17 protein-coding genes are annotated in these 16,268 nt (G+C 40.9%); 7 read left to right on the top strand and 10 right to left on the bottom strand.

Going from position 1 to position 16,268, the window contains the following annotated elements; translation table 11 throughout:
* Positions 1–7 precede the first annotated feature (7 nt).
* The 4 genes from F3G98_RS06095 to galE are packed head-to-tail and all read right to left on the bottom strand — an operon-like array spanning position 8 to position 3,991.
* Positions 8–1,240, bottom strand: coding sequence for a nucleotide sugar dehydrogenase (locus tag F3G98_RS06095; protein ID WP_002939912.1), 1,233 nt, complete (start codon positions 1,238–1,240; stop codon positions 8–10).
* On the bottom strand, positions 1,237–1,680 hold the full coding sequence (locus F3G98_RS06090) for an ecotin (protein WP_149725893.1): 444 nt from the start codon (positions 1,678–1,680) through the stop codon (positions 1,237–1,239). Before F3G98_RS06090 ends, F3G98_RS06095 begins: the two co-directional genes overlap by 4 nt.
* Positions 1,677–2,999, bottom strand: coding sequence for a UDP-glucose dehydrogenase family protein (locus F3G98_RS06085; RefSeq protein ID WP_149725892.1), 1,323 nt, complete (start codon positions 2,997–2,999; stop codon positions 1,677–1,679). Before F3G98_RS06085 ends, F3G98_RS06090 begins: the two co-directional genes overlap by 4 nt.
* An 8-nt stretch (positions 3,000–3,007) precedes the next feature.
* Positions 3,008–3,991 (bottom strand): UDP-glucose 4-epimerase GalE, encoded by a 984-nt coding sequence (galE, locus tag F3G98_RS06080; protein WP_149712101.1) that lies wholly within the window; start codon positions 3,989–3,991, stop codon positions 3,008–3,010.
* A 192-nt stretch (positions 3,992–4,183) separates the two neighbouring features.
* On the opposite strand from galE, the gene F3G98_RS06075 reads away from it, so the two are divergent.
* Positions 4,184–5,224: an LLM class flavin-dependent oxidoreductase gene (locus F3G98_RS06075; RefSeq protein ID WP_149725891.1), complete on the top strand. Its 1,041-nt coding sequence runs from the start codon at positions 4,184–4,186 to the stop codon at positions 5,222–5,224.
* Here F3G98_RS06075 and F3G98_RS06070 read toward each other — a convergent pair.
* From F3G98_RS06070 to F3G98_RS06055, 4 genes are read right to left on the bottom strand one after another with little or no spacing between them, the layout of a single operon-like run.
* Positions 5,221–6,069, bottom strand: a complete 849-nt coding sequence (locus F3G98_RS06070) for a DNA ligase (RefSeq protein WP_149725923.1) — start codon at positions 6,067–6,069, stop codon at positions 5,221–5,223. The genes F3G98_RS06075 and F3G98_RS06070 overlap by 4 nt on opposite strands.
* Positions 6,069–6,647: a DNA-3-methyladenine glycosylase I gene (locus tag F3G98_RS06065; RefSeq protein WP_103608260.1), complete on the bottom strand. Its 579-nt coding sequence runs from the start codon at positions 6,645–6,647 to the stop codon at positions 6,069–6,071. Before F3G98_RS06065 ends, F3G98_RS06070 begins: the two co-directional genes overlap by 1 nt.
* The gene (locus F3G98_RS06060) at positions 6,648–7,706 is read right to left on the bottom strand and encodes an NAD-dependent epimerase (RefSeq protein WP_107964847.1); all 1,059 of its coding nucleotides are present in this window, start codon (positions 7,704–7,706) and stop codon (positions 6,648–6,650) included.
* Between the two features lie 20 nt (positions 7,707–7,726).
* Entirely contained in the window at positions 7,727–8,737 is a 1,011-nt protein-coding gene (locus tag F3G98_RS06055; RefSeq protein WP_149725890.1) for a 3'-5' exonuclease, read from the bottom strand.
* A gap of 63 nt (positions 8,738–8,800) precedes the next feature.
* Between F3G98_RS06055 and waaC the strand changes: the two genes are divergently transcribed.
* Genes waaC through F3G98_RS06025 form a run of 6 tightly spaced genes read left to right on the top strand, consistent with a single transcriptional unit; the run spans position 8,801 to position 14,290 of the window.
* Positions 8,801–9,775 (top strand): lipopolysaccharide heptosyltransferase I, encoded by a 975-nt coding sequence (waaC, locus tag F3G98_RS06050; protein WP_149725889.1) that lies wholly within the window; start codon positions 8,801–8,803, stop codon positions 9,773–9,775.
* On the top strand, positions 9,768–10,661 hold the full coding sequence (locus F3G98_RS06045; protein WP_103596938.1) for a lipid A biosynthesis lauroyl acyltransferase: 894 nt from the start codon (positions 9,768–9,770) through the stop codon (positions 10,659–10,661). The genes waaC and F3G98_RS06045 overlap by 8 nt, the downstream gene beginning before the upstream one ends.
* Positions 10,655–11,359 carry a glycosyltransferase family 2 protein gene (locus F3G98_RS06040; RefSeq protein ID WP_149725888.1) on the top strand — a complete coding sequence of 235 codons (705 nt, stop codon included), beginning with the start codon at positions 10,655–10,657 and terminating at the stop codon, positions 11,357–11,359. The genes F3G98_RS06045 and F3G98_RS06040 overlap by 7 nt, the downstream gene beginning before the upstream one ends.
* The gene (gene rfaQ, locus F3G98_RS06035; RefSeq protein ID WP_149725887.1) at positions 11,356–12,426 is read left to right on the top strand and encodes a putative lipopolysaccharide heptosyltransferase III; all 1,071 of its coding nucleotides are present in this window, start codon (positions 11,356–11,358) and stop codon (positions 12,424–12,426) included. Before F3G98_RS06040 ends, rfaQ begins: the two co-directional genes overlap by 4 nt.
* The gene (locus F3G98_RS06030; RefSeq protein WP_149725886.1) at positions 12,423–13,496 is read left to right on the top strand and encodes a glycosyltransferase family 4 protein; all 1,074 of its coding nucleotides are present in this window, start codon (positions 12,423–12,425) and stop codon (positions 13,494–13,496) included. Before rfaQ ends, F3G98_RS06030 begins: the two co-directional genes overlap by 4 nt.
* Entirely contained in the window at positions 13,493–14,290 is a 798-nt protein-coding gene (locus F3G98_RS06025; protein ID WP_149725885.1) for a polysaccharide deacetylase family protein, read from the top strand. Before F3G98_RS06030 ends, F3G98_RS06025 begins: the two co-directional genes overlap by 4 nt.
* Positions 14,291–14,299: 9 nt before the next feature.
* Here F3G98_RS06025 and F3G98_RS06020 read toward each other — a convergent pair whose 3' ends face one another.
* The gene (locus F3G98_RS06020) at positions 14,300–15,070 is read right to left on the bottom strand and encodes a polysaccharide deacetylase family protein (RefSeq protein ID WP_103573961.1); all 771 of its coding nucleotides are present in this window, start codon (positions 15,068–15,070) and stop codon (positions 14,300–14,302) included.
* Positions 15,067–16,116 carry a glycosyltransferase gene (locus F3G98_RS06015; protein WP_103608254.1) on the bottom strand — a complete coding sequence of 350 codons (1,050 nt, stop codon included), beginning with the start codon at positions 16,114–16,116 and terminating at the stop codon, positions 15,067–15,069. Before F3G98_RS06015 ends, F3G98_RS06020 begins: the two co-directional genes overlap by 4 nt.
* Positions 16,117–16,268 lie beyond the last annotated feature (152 nt).

Here is a 16,268-nt window from a genome sequence, read left to right as displayed (position 1 = left end):
AAATTCCTTACAGCCTAGCGTCAGCCTCTGGGTAGATATTTTTTATATCATAAACCAAGTGGCCTTTTAGGTTGAGCTTTTTAAATTCATTGTGAGCTACGGCGATCACGATGCAGTCGTAGTCGTCTAGGTTATACTCTTTTACTAGATCAAAGCCGTACTCGTGTTTTACCTCAGCGCTATCAGCCCAAGGATCAGTCACATCGACCTTGCAGCCAAAGTCTTTTAGCTCATCAACCACGTCTATAACGCGAGAGTTTCTTATATCTGGGCAGTTTTCTTTAAATGTCATACCAAGAACAAGCACGCGCGCTTTGTTGATAAGCACACCCTTTCTTATCATTAGTTTTATCACTTGATCGGCTGCGTATCTGCCCATATCATCGTTGATGCGACGACCTGCTAGGATCATTTCAGGGTTATAGCCTACCTCTTGAGCTTTGTGAGTTAGGTAGTATGGGTCTACGCCGATGCAGTGACCGCCGACTAGGCCTGGGCGGAAATTTAAGAAATTCCACTTCGTACCTGCAGCCTCTAAAACGTCGATAGTGTTTATGTGAAGCTTTTCAAACAGCATCGCAAGCTCGTTTATAAAGGCGATGTTGATGTCGCGCTGAGTGTTTTCGATGACCTTTGCTGCCTCTGCCACTTTGATGCTTGAAGCTTTGTGAGTGCCAGCTGTGATGATAGAGCGGTAAATTTCATCGACCTTGTCTGCGATCTCTGGGGTTGAGCCACTTGTTATCTTTTTGATCTTTGTAACAGTGTGCTCTTTATCGCCTGGGTTTATGCGCTCTGGAGAGTAGCCGCAGAAGAAGTCTTTGTTAAATTTAAGTCCACTCTTTTCAAGAAGTGGCACGCAAATTTCTTCTGTAACGCCTGGATAAACGGTGCTTTCATAGACAACGATATCGCCTTTTTTAAGCACTTTTGCCACGCTCTCAGTCGCTTTTACCACTGGGGTTAGATCAGGGCGTTTGTTCTTATCTATCGGAGTTGGGACGGTTACGATGAAGAAGTTGCAACTTCTGATGTCATCTAAATTTAGGCTAAATTTCATGCCATTATCGATCGCTTTTTTCATCTGCTCATTGCTAAGCTCAAGCGTTCTGTCATAGCCACTTTTAAGCTCTTCTATACGTTTTGCATTTACGTCAAAGCCTACTACTTCGTACTTTTCACTAAAAGCTGCTGCTAGTGGAAGTCCCACATATCCAAGTCCTACTACTGCTATTTTCATTTCTCTTTCCTTTTTAAAATTTTTGGTTTTATTATTTCTACACGTTCATAAATTCTTATCTCTGCGCCCACGTCTTGCGGAGTTACGATCTTAATGGGGCTAATGCCAGGCAAAATTTGAGTAAATTCATAATAAATTTGCCTCTTTCTATTTTTGCCATTGCAAGGCTTAAGCGGCACATCTTCTGCGCTAAATTCATAATAAACCCCGCTTTTATCCTCTTTTTTATCTAAGCCTCCGCCCTCTAGCATAGCAAATTCACAATCCGTTTGCACCTCTTTAAAAAATGCAACTTCATATTTAAAATAATCATGCGGCATCTTTGAGACGGGCAGCTCAAAAACCTGTTTTTGCATCTTGGCTTCGCTTTTGCCTGCCTCATCGCTAGCAAAAAGCGCAAAAGGCAATAAACAAGCTATGAGAGATAAAATTTGCTTCACGCTTTGACGCCTATTTGAAAATACTTAAAGCCATGCTCAGCTAAAATTTTAGCGTTATACTGGTTGCGTCCGTCAAATATGACAGCATTTTTTAGCCTCTCTTTGATCTCCATAAAATCAGGCGATCTAAACTCGCTCCACTCAGTCACAAGCACCATAGCATCGGCGTTATCAAGAGCGTCATATTTATTTTTAGCATATTTCACATCTAAATTTGGCATATATTTTTTAGCTTCTTCACTCGCTTTTGGATCGTAAGCGACCACTTTTGCGCCAGCCTCGTCTAAAAGCTTTATCAAAGTTAGCGAGCTAGCCTCTCTCATATCATCGGTATTTGGCTTAAACGCAAGCCCCCAAAGTGCGATCGTTTTGCCCTTTAGATCGCCGCCAAAGAAGTTATAAATTTTATCAAAAAGCACTCTTTTTTGGGTCTTATTTCTTGACTCGACCGCGTTTAAAAGCTCTGGCTCAAAGCCATTTTGTCTAGCTGTGTAGATGAGCGCCTCGACGTCTTTTGGAAAGCAGCTACCGCCGTATCCGCAGCCTGGGTAGATGAAGCTATATCCGATCCTTGAGTCGCTGCCGATGCCCTTTCTTACTAAATTTACATCAGCGCCCACGCGTTCGCAGATATTTGCTATCTCGTTTATAAAGCTTATTTTGGTTGCTAACATCGAATTTGCAGCGTATTTTGTCATCTCGGCTGATTTTACGTCCATGCAAATGAGCCTATCGTGATTTTTCATAAATGGCTCATAAAGCTCTCTCATCACGCTAAATCCCCACTCGCTGCTAGCTCCGATAACTACGCGGTCTGGCTTTAAAAAGTCCTCAACCGCCGCGCCCTCTTTTAAAAACTCTGGGTTTGAGACGACTTCAAATTTAACATCTACATTTCTCTTTTTAAGCTCAACCTCGATCACCTCGTGCACCTTAGCTCCAGTGCCCACTGGAACGGTTGATTTATCAACTACGATTAGCGGTTTGCTTAAATTTTCTCCGATAGATTTTGCAACCGAGAGGACGTATTTTAAATCCGCCTGTCCATCAGCGCCCATAGGCGTGCCAACTGCGATAAATAGCACATCTGCATGCTCTAGCGCCTCGGTTATCTGCGTGCTAAATTTAAGCGAGCCATTTTTGTAGCACTCGCTCACGATATCAGCAAGCCCTGGCTCATATATAGGCACGACGCCATTTTTTAGCGCCTCGATTTTTTTGTTATCGACATCGACGCAGATCACGCTGTTGCCCATCTTAGCAAAGCATGCGCCACTTACTAGTCCAACATATCCGGTTCCAATCACTGCTATTTTCATGCTTATCCTTAAATTCTCTTTTCCCACTCAAGGGCAGTTTTTATGATGAGCGCTAGATCGTCTCTTTTTGGCCTCCAACTTGTTAGCGAGCGCAGTTTGCTTGCGTTTGAGATGAGGATAGCTGGATCGCCGTCCCTTCTTGGCGCATTTAGCACTTTAAAATTTACTCCGCTTACTTTTTTTGCGCTCTCGATGACCTCTTTTACGCTAAATCCTCTGCCATATCCCACGTTAAAAGTTTCGCTACCATTTTGGCCGATATACTCCAGCGCACTTATGTGGGCGTCTGCTAGATCGCTAACATGGATGTAGTCTCTAACGCATGTGCCATCTTTTGTCGCGTAGTCATCGCCAAAGATGCCCATGCTCTCGCGCTTGCCAAGTGCTGTTTGCACAGCTACTTTGATAAGGTGCGTGGCGTTTGGATAGTTTTGACCGATAAGCCCCTCTTCGTCCGCGCCTGCTACGTTAAAATAGCGCAAAATCGCAAATTTAAAATTTTCATTTGAAGCGGCGTAGTCTTTGATGATCTGCTCACTCATGAGCTTACTTCTGCCGTATGGATTTATCGGATTTGTAGGTGTTGTTTCGCTAACCTCTGCCACGTCTGGCTCGCCATAAACTGCGGCAGTTGAGCTAAATATAAATTTATTTACATTGTAAGTTTTTGCGTATCTTAGCACCCTTGCGACATTTGCGGTGTTGTTTAGATAGTATTTTAGCGGCTCGCTCATACTCTCAAAGACCTCGATAAACGCTGCAAAATGAATGATCGCATCAAATTTGCCATTTGCAAAAATTTCGCTCAGATCATCTTCTAAATTTGCATTTATAAATTTAAAATTTCCTATCTTTTGGAGTGCCTCAAGTGCTTTTTGTGAGCCCTTGCAGAGATTGTCGATGATGGTTATCTCATCTTTGCCTTGCTTTAAAAGTGCTTTTACTACGTGGCTGCCGATGTATCCAGCTCCACCTGTTACTAAAATCTTCAAGTTTAAGCCTTTCATAAAAAAGTGGTTAATTTTATCAAAAATAGAGTAAAGCAAAAGTAAAGCAAGGTTAGTTTTTAAATTTTGCTTGAAGACTGCATGGATAGATCTTTGCCTTTATAAATTTAAAATAGAGTTACAATCTATTTTAAATTTAATCTTTATAATCCCTCATCTACAAAAAAAGGATAAAAAATGAATCTCTCAATCTTAAATTTACTACCGATAAAACAAGGCGGTGACGCAAAAGACGCCATAGACGCAGCCGTTAGACTGGCTAAATTTGCCGAGGATATCGGCATAAATCGCTACTGGGTCGCAGAGCATCACAATATGCAAAATTTAGCTAGCTCAGCCACGCAGCTCATCATCGCGCACATCTTAGAGCATACAAAAAGCCTTCGTGTGGGCTCTGGCGGCGTGATGCTACCAAACCACAGCCCCTACTCCATCGCCGAGCAGTACGCCACTCTTGAGACGCTATTTCCAAACCGCGTCGATCTTGGGCTTGGCAGAGCTCCAGGGACTGACCAAGATACGGCTGCGGTGCTTAGACGAGGCGCAAGAGAGATAGAATTTGATATGCAAATAAACGAGCTAATGGACTATTTTAACGCCAAAAGAGCCGTAAAAGCCTATCCAAAAGTTCAAAATTTTCCGCCTACTTACATACTTGGCTCAAGCATATATAGCGCATACGTGGCGGCTGAGTTTGGTCTGCCTTACGCCTTTGCGTCGCACTTTGCACCACGTGCGCTAGAAAAAGCGGTAGAAATTTATCGTCAAAATTTCAAACCATCGCCCTTTTTAAAAGCGCCCTATGTCATCGCAGGAGCAAATGTGATAATAGCCCAAAGTGACGAGCTAGCGAAGAGTTTGGCAACCACGCAAACGCAGTTTTTCTTAAACGTAGTAACTGGCGAAAAAGAGTATTTGCAGCCACCAAAAAAGGATAACGACGAAGTATTTGCTGCGTCTTACAAAACAGGTGCCAAAGCTCCGCATTTTGGGCCGATCGACTTTAGGCAAATAGAGCTAAAAAATAGAGAAAGAAGTGTCACAGAAGAGATGATGGCGTGCTCTTTTATAGGCTCAAAGCAAAGCGTTAAAGAGCAAATTTTAGAGTTTCAAAACAGACTTGAAGTCGATGAGATCATGGCTCAAAGTTTCATTTTTGATGAGGATGCGCAGCTTAGCTCTTTTAGGGCGTTAAAAGAGATCGCGGATGAAATTTAATCCTCTCTAACCCTTAAAAATATAGGAAATCTTGGCTTGCCATTAGAGGTTAAATTTTGAAATTTATATGTGATGATAGAGCCTATCTTTGGGGGATTTGTGCGCTGCTCGTCGCTTAGTCCTGAGCCTATTTTAAAGATAGTGCCCTCTTTTGGCTCGCCAGCCTTTTCTTTGTCATCTTTGCCGCCAAGCGCCTTGCAGGTGAGCGAGCCAGCAAGATTAGCGTATTTGCCGCTGCCTTTATTTATTGTGACCACCTCGCACTCGGCATCTTTAAATTTCTTAAATTTAAGCACATTTTTGCTTCGTTTTCGCTCGTATGGCGCATTTGGCTCACGCACCACAGCTCCTTCGCCGCCTTTTGCGATGATATTTTCAGCAAATTTTAAAAAGTGAGCGTTATCACGCATTTTTATCTGCTTTATGATGATTAAATTGTCATTTGGCTCATTTTTTAGAAATTTAGCCAAAATTTCCAGTCTGGCAAGTAGTCCGCCGCTTGCCTCTGGCACGTCAAAAACGTGAAATTTAAGCCTGCTCCACGCCTTTTCATCTGGCAGCTTATCCATCACGCTTGCTTGAATCTCTTCAAATTTAAGCTCCTTTGCGTAAAGCTCGCCATCAAGTGCAAATTTAGGGAAATTTTTAGTAAAACTTAGCGGTGCATTTAGCTTTTTGCCCTGCCTTGAGAGTAAATTCTCTCCGTCCCAGTAGGCACGCACGCCATCAAGCTTCTCGCTAGCTAGCCAGCCACTGACGTTTTGATCTTTAAATTCGCTAAGGCGTAATAGTTCAAGAGAAAATGCAAAATTTAAAAGCACCAAAAGTGCAAAAATTATTCTAATCAAACCTTGCACTTACAAAAACAATAGTCCATATGATCATCTACCACGCCCACGCTTTGCAAAAAGGCATAGGTGCTAACAGAGCCTAGAAACTTAAACCCTCGCTTTTTTAGCTCCTTTGCCACAAAGTCAGACATCGGCGTAGTTGCTGGCACTTGCTTGATATTTTGGTAGTGATTGATGATCTGTTTGCCGTCAAATTTTGGGTCAAATTTCTTTAGCAAATGTTCCCACAAATAGTCATAAAAGCTGCCAAATTCTTGCGTTACGGATAAAAATGCAAGGGCATTTGTGGCAAGCGATTTTAGTTTTAGTCTATTACGTATCAACCCTTCGTTTTGCATAAATTTAGCTATCTCAGCCTCGCCATAGAGCTTGATCTTTTCAGGATCAAAGCCATCAAACGCCGCTCTCATAGCCTCTCTTTTTTGAAGCACTCCATGCCACGAAAGACCCGCTTGAAAGCCCTCTAAAACTATCATCTCAAAAAATTTTCTATCATCTTTTATAACCTTGCCCCACTCATTATCGTGGTAGGCTATGTCAAGCTCGCCCTTGGCCCACTCGCAACGTCTCATTTAGATTTTGATCCCATAAAACTCGCTATACCACTCGACAAATTTAGCCACGCCGTCATTTACTTTTGTATTTGGCTTGTAGTCAAAGTCAGCCACCAAATCGCTCACGTCTGCAAATGTCGCTGGCACGTCGCCTGCTTGAAGTGGGAGAAAATTTTTCTTGATCTCACGGCCGATCTTTATCTCAACTGCTTTTATGTAGTCCATGAGCTCGACTGGGCTGTTGTTGCCGATATTATAGACCTTAAACGGCGCTTTTGAGGTGGCAGGGTCTGGGTGCTTTGCGTCCCAAGCTGGATTTGGCTTAGCAGGATTATCGATGCACTTAATAATGCCCTTTACAATGTCGTCCACGTAGGTAAAGTCACGCTTCATCTTGCCGTAGTTAAAGACGTCGATGGTTTTATCTTTAAGCGCGGCATCAACAAACAAAAATAGCGCCATATCAGGGCGTCCCCATGGTCCATAAACCGTAAAAAAGCGAAGTCCAGTCGTTGGCACGTTAAATAGGTGGCTGTAAGTGTGCGCCATCATCTCATTGCTCTTTTTGGTCGCTGCGTAGAGGCTTATAGGGTGATTGACCCCCTCGTGCGTAGAAAATGGCATGTTTTCATTTAGTCCATAAACCGAGCTAGAGCTTGCATAGACTAAATTTTTGATCTCATTGTGACGGCAGCACTCGAGGATATTCATAAAGCCTGTGATGTTGCTGTCGATGTAGGCTTTTGGATTTATAAGCGAGTAGCGAACGCCAGCTTGTGCGGCTAAATTTACCACTACGTCAAATTTCTCTTTAGCAAAAAGCTCTTTCATCGTCTTTTCATCAGCGAGGTCTGCTTTTATAAATTTTAAATTTGGATGCGTTTTTGAGGTGATGAGCTTGCCATACTCTATCTCGCTCACATCAAAGCCAGCCGTTTTTAGGCGCGCAAGCTTTAAATTTACGTCGTAATAGTCATTTATCACGTCATATCCAACGACCTCATCCCCACGCGCCACAAGGGCATTTGCAAGGTGAAATCCTATAAATCCAGCTGTTCCAGTTACTAAAATTTTCATATTTTTCCTTTCATTTTGACTTATTCGTCGTCTAAATTTATCTCAGGCACTTTCTCTTCAAAAAGTGTCTTGCTCTTTGGCTCTTTTGGCTTTAGATCGCTTGCTTTTTTAAGCAAACCGCCCAGCATATCGCGGTTTAGCTCCTCTTTGCTAATCGGCCTTACATCATCAAATTCGCTAAATTCCAAAGCCTCTTTATCTACCTTTATCTCGTAGTCCAACTTGCCAGAAATTCTTGCTAGCTCGTCGCTTATCGCAGAGCAAAAGACCTCGCTGTATCCCCTGTGAGCGCAGTTTTTAGCTAGAAATTCGCTCATCACATTTAGGTGATTTATGTAGTCATCTTGCAAGATATTTGCCTGTAAAAGCTCAAATTTCAAAAAGAGCCAGTATGTGTTAAGCACGTCACTTTCGCAGTATTCGTTTATCTTATCAAGCTCGCCTGCGTAGTATAGCTCAAGCACCTGATCGCCGTGCACGTCGTATTTGCCAGGTAAATTTAAGCTAGCGCAAAGCGTATCGAGCTTTAGCCCTCTTACGCTTCCAAAATCGCTTATAAAATCAAGCAGATCAAGGTGAAATTTAGGCGAATACCTTGCCCTATAATTTTCCCATTTGTTTTTGTTTAGCTCTTTGTTCTCGCTCTCGTAATATGCCGCTGCGTTTAGGTTGTAGCGCATCGCACGCACCATAAGCATTGGCAGGTCAAAACCACGGCCGTTAAAGCTAACAAGCCTTGGGTTATAGTCATTTATAAATTTTAAAAATTTAGCGATGATCTCGCGCTCGTCCTTGCCCTCCATCGTGCTAACTTTTAAAAATTTGCCGTACTCATCGGCCATCACCGCAGAGATCGCCACAACTCTATGAAACATCACAGGCAAAAAGTCGCTGCCGCTGGTCTCTTTTTGCAAGGCCATCGCCTGCACGCTCACATCTTCGTCGCTCCCGTCAATGCCGTAAATTTTTCTTATCAAATTTGCATCAGGTATCGTCTCGCAGTCAAAGACGCAGATGTAACTTTTCGCCATTTTAGCCCTTTTTTAAGCATTTTTTTTTAAAATCATACCAAAAATTTATATTTAAAGTAGCCAATGCAAGATAAAAATCAACTAAAAATAGCTATAGTAAAGCTTTCGGCACTTGGGGACATCGTCCATGCAGCCATCGTGCTTCAGTTTATCAAAAAGCACTGCCCAAATGCTCACATCACATGGCTAGTTGATGCCCGTTTTGCAAGCCTTTTAAAAGATCATCCCCTAATCGACGAGCTAGTCGTTTTGCCGCTTAAAGAGAGTTTTAAAAAGAGCTACAAGATCATAAAAACGCTTGGTAAATTTGATAAAGTGATCGACCTGCAAGGGCTTTTTAAGTCTGCCGTCGTTGCAAAACTACTTGGCAAAGAAATTTATGGCTTTAGCAGAGAAAGCGTCAAAGAAAAGATCGCAGCCAGGCTTTATAGGCATAAATTTAAGATCGACTACAACAAAAATATCATAGTTAGAAACCTAAGCCTCGTTGGATATGCTCTAAATTTTGGCTTTGATAGAGATGAAATTTTAAAAAAATCGCCCTGCTTTGAAATTTGCAAAAAATTTAAAAATGAAAGCGGAAAAAAACGCGTATTAATCGCTGCCTTTGCAAGCGAAGAGAGTAAAATTTATGACAAATTTAAAGATGTGATTAGACTTCTTGATAATTGTGAAATTTACCTTTGCTACGGGAGTGAGAGCGAAAAAGCAAGGGCTGAGGCGATCATTTCGGGCACATCTGCAAAACTGCTTGAAAAACTAAGCATAAAAGATATGATAGATTTTATCGCAAGCTGTGATCTGGTAATCGGCAATGATAGCGGTCTAACGCACCTTGCATGGGCTGTAAATAGGCCTTCTATCACGCTTTTTGGTAACCGCCCAAGTCACCGAAATGCTTACGTAACGGACAAAAATCTTGTCGTTGATATGGGCAAGCAAATAGATGCTAGAAGTATCGATAAAAACGACTTTTGCATAAGAGAAATTTACCCTGAAACGGTTGCAAATTTCGCAAAAAGGCTGCTAAATGGATAGGCTCTATCTAGCTGGCTTTTATACCTTGAAATTTCTTATATTTATATTGCCAAGCTCACTTCAAAACCTGCTTGCTAAATTTTTAGCATTTGCATTTATGAAGCTTAAAAAAAAGAGATTTCATATCGTGATGACAAATTTAGACCTTGCATTTGGCGAGACAAAAACTAAAGAAGAGAAGCTAGAAATCGCCAAAAAATGCTACTACAACTTTGCAAAATATCTTGGTATAAATTTCATCCTCAATCAAAACACGACAAAGCAAAAGATACTTAAGCAAGTTGTTTTTAAAAATGAGCACTTTTTGCTTGATGCGATAAGATCTGGCAGGCCTATCATCGTCACAACGGCGCACTTTGGGCAGTGGGAGATATTTTCTCTAGCAGTTGCAGCGCATTTTGGGCCATCTTCAGTGCTTGGCAGAAAGCTTGATAGCAGCGTCATGGATAAAATTTTAAGGGCAAATAGAGCGCAGTTTGATGTGGAGCTAATCGACAAAGATGGCGGCGCAAAAGATATCTTAAAAGCGCTGAAAGCTAGGCGAATAGTAGGAATTTTAGTCGATCAAAACACCGCACCAAAAGATGGCATAAAGGTGCAGTTTTTTGGCAAAGATGTGCTTCACACGCCAGCTGCAAGCGTGCTAGCTCAAAAGACAAATGCCCTTATCATAAACGCATTTATCTACCAAAAAGGTGAAAATTTAAATGAAATTTGCTTTGAGCAGCCTATAGATATAAGCACATTTGATAAAGAAGATGCCGTGCAAAAAGCGACGCAGATGCAGTGCAGTGCGTGCGAAGAGATGGTTAGAGCAAGGCCAGAAGAGTACTTTTGGTTTCACCAAAGGTTTAAGAGATTTTACGAAAATGAGTACAAATGCTAAGCGTTGTCATTTTGACTTTTAACAGCGAAAAGTACCTAAAAAAGGTGTTAGAAAGCACTAAATTTGCTGATGAGATCATCGTGGTTGATAGTGGCTCAAAAGATAACACAAGGCAAATTTGTGATGGCTTTAGCAATGTGAAATTTCACGAGCAAGCTTGGCTTGGATTTGGCGCGCAAAAGCAAAAGGGCGTGGATCTAGCCAAAAACGAGTGGGTATTTGTGCTTGATAGCGACGAGGTGATAACAGACGAGCTTAAAAATGAGATCATTAGCACGTTAAAAGAGCCTAAATTTAGCGCTTACAACGTTGCTAGGCTAAATTTTTTCTTTGGCAAAGCGATAAAAAATATGGGGCTATATCCAGACTACACGGTGAGGCTTTTTAACAAAAATTTTGCCAAATTTGATGGTAGAGCTGTGCATGAAAAGGTCGTTTTAAATGACGGCTCACAAATGCTTGGAGCGCTTAAAAACCACTTCTTGCACTACGCGTATGAGAGCATCGAGCAGTTTATCGCCAAGCAAAATCGTTACTCAAGCATGGGCGCAAAAAGAAATTTGCTAAAGGCGCTTACAAGCCCGGCATGGACATTTTTTAAGCTTTACGTGCTAAAAGGCGGCTTTAAAGAGGGCTTTGCTGGCTACATTATCGCTAGACTTTACGCCCAGTACACATTTTGGAAATATATAAAATGAAAATACTTGTGATTAAATTTAGAAACATCGGCGACGTGCTTTTAACAACACCGCTCATTGAAAATTTGCACCACTACTACCCAGACGCAACTATCGACTTTGCCCTAAATAAAGGGACAGAAGCGATGATAGAAGGCAATCCTTACATAAATAAAATCCACATTTACGATAGGCAAAGTGCAAATTCTGGTTTTTTTAAAAAGCTAATGACTGAACTAAAATTTATAAGAGCGATCAAAAAAGAGAAATACGATATGGCGGTGCAAACGACCACTGGAGACCGCGGCATCATCATCTCAAAGTACGCCAAGATCAAAAAGATAGTTGGATTTTTAGGCAAGCACAAGGCGATAAATAAGCTTTTGAGCGTAAAGGCAAAATACTACGAAAATTTCTCTCACACGGTTGATCTAAATTTAAACGCACTAAGGGCTTTGGGTTTTGAGCCAGTGAGCAAAAAAGTTAGCGTTTTTTCAGATGAGAGCGTGGAGCATCTAAATTTACCAAAGCGCTTTGTGCATGTGCATCTAACAAGCCGTTGGATGTTTAAATGCGCAAACGACGAGAGCATGGCAGAACTTATAGACTACTGCGAAAATGAGCTTGGCGTAAAGGTCGTGCTAACAAGTGACAACAAAGAAAATGAACTAAATAAGCTTGCAAATGTGCTAAAAATTTGCAAAAGCGAGCCTATAAATTTAGGTGGCAAGCTAAGCCTAAAACAAACGATCGCCCTCTCAAAGCGCGCAAGCCTCTTTATCGGCGTCGATACTGCTATCATGCATATAGCCGCAGCAAACGACGTACCAGTGATCGCCTTTTTTGGCCCAAGTAACGCTTTTGAGTGGGGACCTTGGGATAATAGCTTGATGCAAAATGGCTACACAGCGCAAAATGGCATCCAAAGCATGGGCAAACACATCGTCTATCAAAAGGACTGGGACTTTGTGCCTTGCGACAAAGAGGGCATAAAAGAGCACGGCATTGAGAATACTTTAATGGACTTTAACGATGAAATGGGACAGATAAAGGCGAAAATAAGATCAAATTTGGAGCTAGCGCAATGAATATCATCCACACACAGACGCTTTTTAACTGGGGTGGTGAGCAAAACAAGACGCTAAATGAGATGCGCTTCATGCGTGAAATGGGCCATGAAGTGATGCTATTTTGCAATCCAAATTCGCAGATCGAAAGCATCGCAAAAGAAGATGGGTTTAAAGTCATCACGCACGAGATGAATAAGAAAAATTTTCATAAAAGCGTACCAGCACTTTGTGAGGCGATAAACTCAAACAAGATAGATGTCGTGATCACACATGGCTCGACTGATAGCTGGGTCGGCGCCATAGCTGGGCTTTTTTACCGCAAAAGAGGCGTTAAATTTTATAAAGAAAGACACAATCTTTTCCCTATAAATGGACTTATTTCTAAATTTATGCATAAAAAGCTTTTTGACAAAATTTTATACATCTCAGGTAGCGTCAAAGAGTATCTCCTAAGCATCGGCGTTAGCGAGGATAGGCTCTTTTTTATGCCAAGCACGGTTGATGTTGAAAAGATTGATAGCACAAAAAGCACTTTTAGAGATGAGTTTCATATCGCCAAAGATGAGCTAGTCATCGGTACTTTTACCTCACTTTACCGCAAGAAAGGGGTCTTTGACTTCGCAAGTGCTGCAAAAGAAATTTTAAAGACAAAGGATGCGACTATTGTATTTTCTGGCAACATTAGTGACGGCACAAAAGAGCAGATCACCTCTATGTTTGATAAAAAAGACAAGATCGTCTTCACTGGCTTTAGAAATGACGCGGCAAATGTTATAAAAAGCTTTGATATCTATGTATTTGCCTCGCACTCTGAGGGGCTTGGTACAGTACTACTTGAGGCGATGAGCTCAAAGGTGCCAGTCGTGGTCTATGATAATGCTCCGATGAACGTGCTAGTTACAGATAAAGAGCGTGGGCTTTGTGCTAGAAATTTAGATGAAATTTCTCTAAAAGAGTGCATTTTAGAGCTGATAAATGAGCCTAAAAAAGCCAAAATTTACTCTCAAAACGCCTTTAAATTTGTGGATGAAAACTTTAGCCACAATGCGCTAAAAGAGGCTATAAGAAATTTACTGGAGCAAAAATGAACTACCCAGTTTGCGTGCTAACGATGCACCACTGCAATAACAATGAAAACGACTTTGCCATAAGGCCTGAGCTATTTAAAAAAGCGCTTCTTATGGCACTTGACGAGGGCTATAAATTCATAAATTATGGCCAGTTTAAAGATATCGTTGCTGGCAGGTCAAAAGCCTCCAAAAAGAGTATTTTGCTAACTTTTGATGATGGATATTTTGACAATTACAAATTTGCATATCCTATCTTAAAAGAGCTAAATATCCCAGCCGTTTGCTTTTTGATAACAAGCAAGATCAAGGATTTTAAAAGGCAGGATTATGATTTTTCGTTTAAAAAACACAAAGATATCGACTACGACAAAGACGCAGAGTATTTTTTAAATTTAGATGAGATCAGGCAGATGCAAGAGAGTGGGCTTTTTGAGTTTGATAGCCACACAGCGAGCCACTTTTCTTGCAGAAGTGACGATGAAGCAAAGCTAAGAGAGGAGTTTTCTAGCTCGCTTGCTAAGATAAAAGAGCTATTTCCAGAAAAAAAAGAATTTGGCTTTTGCTTTCCAAAAGGGCATTTTAACGAGCTTTCGCAAAGGATAGTTAAAGAGTATTACGGCTTTGCTTTTAGCGTGATAGATGGTGGATTTTGCGCTGGGGATGATAAATTTAAGATAAGGCGTATCGATATCTCAAACAACGCAAAGAGCGAGAGCGACTACATTTTTAGGATCAAAAAGAAGCTTTTTATCTATTCAACGCCATTTATAGGCAAAATTTACTCAGACTTTAGAAATAGAAGCTTTAAATAGCACTTAGTCCTAACTCCTTAGAAAAGCATAAATAGATCCCAAAAAGTCATTTTGATATATAAACATGGTCTTTTTAAGCCATTTTTCATCACGTTTTGTAACTATGCGTTTTATCTCTTCAAGGTTGCCATCAGCCTTGTTTATGCCGCGCTTTGTCGTGAAAAATGCCTTGTAGCCATGCTTTTTCGCCGCTATTAGATACTCGTCATTGTATTTACCACGCGGCCAGCAAAGTGCGTCATCCTCAAAGCCAAAATTTTTCTTCATAAACTCACGGCAAAGACCAAATTCCTCGTCCAGACTTAGCTGTCCAAAATATCCATCAAAATGCCCGTGCGTATGCGAATGAAAATAAAAGCAATCACTCATCTTCTCGATCTGCTCTAAATTTAAGATCACATCTTGCGGCCTACTTGGAGCAAGCCTCTTACACTCGTTGTGATCAACGTTTAAAAAGCTAGCAGGCCTTAATTCATGGGCCTTTTGCGCTGCTTCTATCCAGCCAGTTATTATAAATATATTTGCTTTTAGTCCAAATTCTTTCACGATAGGATAGGCATAGATGTAGTTGTCCATCCAGCCATCATCAAATGTTATGCAAACGCTCTTTTTAGGCACCTCAAGCTCGCCCTTTTTGTATGCGATAAATTCATTTACGCTTAACGTTTTATAGCCATTTTCGGCTAAGAATTTCATGTGCGATCTAAACTCATCCACACTGCTAGCGATAAATCCGCTCTTTTCAAGCACATGGTGATACATCAAAACTGGTACGCTCATTTTACAAGCTCCATGTATAAATTTTGTGTGTTTTCTATCATTTTTTCGATACTAAATGTCTCTTTTACATACTCTCTGCCAAACTCACCCATCTGTTTTCTTAAATTTTCGTCCAAAATGAGCTTTTCAAGTACCTTTTTTAGCTCCTCTTTGTTGCCATTTTCAAATAAAAATCCGCTTTTGCCATTACTCACTGCCTCGCCAAGGCCGCCCACATCGCTTCCGATGGTAGCTAGCTTACACGAAGATGCCTCAAGTAGCGCTCCGCCGATAGCCTCCATATCTGAAGGTAGTACACAGATATCAAGCGAGCCCAAAAAGTCGCTCACGTCGGTTCTGTTGCCAAGCATGAAGATATTTTTCTTATCTTTTATATACTCGTGTAAATTTTTATTTTGAGGACCGTCACCCACGATAAAAAGGGCTGATTTTTCTAAATTTAGCTCGCTAAATGCGTCGATTAAGAGCTTGTGATTTTTAGCAGCCCTTAGCACTGCAACGATGCAAACACCCACCACATCGTCACTTAGGCCAAATTCTTTTTTCATATTTATCTTAAATTCTGGCGTGTATTTTTGCGTGTCGATGCCTGTGTAGATTTTTAGCACCTTCTCTTTTTTCACACCTCTTTTGATAAGATCAGTGCAAACTGAGTTGCAAACGCCAACCACTTTGGTGCTTAGGTTGTAAGGTATGGGAGAGCTTATAGGCAGCTGCAAATGTCTAGTGCGAACGACGCTAACGCCACAAATTTTGCCCACAAGCGCGCCTATGGTACCGTCTTTGCCTGAGTGAGTTGAGATGATTTTTATATTATTTTGTTTTACAAATTTGCAAATTTTTAAAATTTCAAAGATATTAAAAGATTTTTTGAGGTTAAACTCGACAAATTCGCACTCTATCTGCTTTTCAAGGCTTTTTGAGCCAGAGTTTAGTCCATAAAAAACCTTAAATTTGCTCTTATCTAGCCCATTTATCACACGCTGCGTGCGATGCTCTTGCCCACCAAATCCTAAAGAGCTTTCAAGCTCAAGTATATTTATCATTATTTTTCCTAGCTTCAATATCGCTTAAATTAACGATTTTTAGGGCATTATAGCTAAAAATTTTTTAATTTTATTTTTAAGTATTTTACTATTTGTTTTTGATAAAATAAATCCCTTAAAATAAAAATCAAATGCCTTATTAATAATTATTA

Origin of the sequence: Campylobacter concisus (assembly GCF_902460895.1) — a bacterium.
Classification (GTDB): Bacteria; Campylobacterota; Campylobacteria; order Campylobacterales; family Campylobacteraceae; genus Campylobacter_A; species Campylobacter_A concisus_BC.
This window is presented reverse-complemented; position numbering and strand designations above follow the sequence as displayed.

Bases quoted from the DNA above. Each gene is read 5' to 3' on its own strand.
- waaC (WP_149725889.1), top strand. From the start codon at position 8,801: ATGCAAGATAAAAATCAACTAAAAATAGCTATAGTAAAGCTTTCGGCA.
- rfaQ (WP_149725887.1), top strand. From the start codon at position 11,356: ATGAAAATACTTGTGATTAAATTTAGAAACATCGGCGACGTGCTTTTA.
- F3G98_RS06055 (WP_149725890.1), bottom strand. From the start codon at position 8,737: ATGGCGAAAAGTTACATCTGCGTCTTTGACTGCGAGACGATACCTGAT.
- F3G98_RS06045 (WP_103596938.1), top strand. From the start codon at position 9,768: ATGGATAGGCTCTATCTAGCTGGCTTTTATACCTTGAAATTTCTTATA.
- F3G98_RS06095 (WP_002939912.1), bottom strand. From the start codon at position 1,240: ATGAAAATAGCAGTAGTAGGACTTGGATATGTGGGACTTCCACTAGCA.
- F3G98_RS06030 (WP_149725886.1), top strand. From the start codon at position 12,423: ATGAATATCATCCACACACAGACGCTTTTTAACTGGGGTGGTGAGCAA.
- F3G98_RS06020 (WP_103573961.1), bottom strand. From the start codon at position 15,070: ATGAGCGTACCAGTTTTGATGTATCACCATGTGCTTGAAAAGAGCGGA.
- F3G98_RS06040 (WP_149725888.1), top strand. From the start codon at position 10,655: ATGCTAAGCGTTGTCATTTTGACTTTTAACAGCGAAAAGTACCTAAAA.
- F3G98_RS06065 (WP_103608260.1), bottom strand. From the start codon at position 6,647: ATGAGACGTTGCGAGTGGGCCAAGGGCGAGCTTGACATAGCCTACCAC.
- F3G98_RS06060 (WP_107964847.1), bottom strand. From the start codon at position 7,706: ATGAAAATTTTAGTAACTGGAACAGCTGGATTTATAGGATTTCACCTT.
- F3G98_RS06085 (WP_149725892.1), bottom strand. From the start codon at position 2,999: ATGAAAATAGCAGTGATTGGAACCGGATATGTTGGACTAGTAAGTGGC.
- F3G98_RS06025 (WP_149725885.1), top strand. From the start codon at position 13,493: ATGAACTACCCAGTTTGCGTGCTAACGATGCACCACTGCAATAACAAT.
- F3G98_RS06015 (WP_103608254.1), bottom strand. From the start codon at position 16,116: ATGATAAATATACTTGAGCTTGAAAGCTCTTTAGGATTTGGTGGGCAA.
- F3G98_RS06075 (WP_149725891.1), top strand. From the start codon at position 4,184: ATGAATCTCTCAATCTTAAATTTACTACCGATAAAACAAGGCGGTGAC.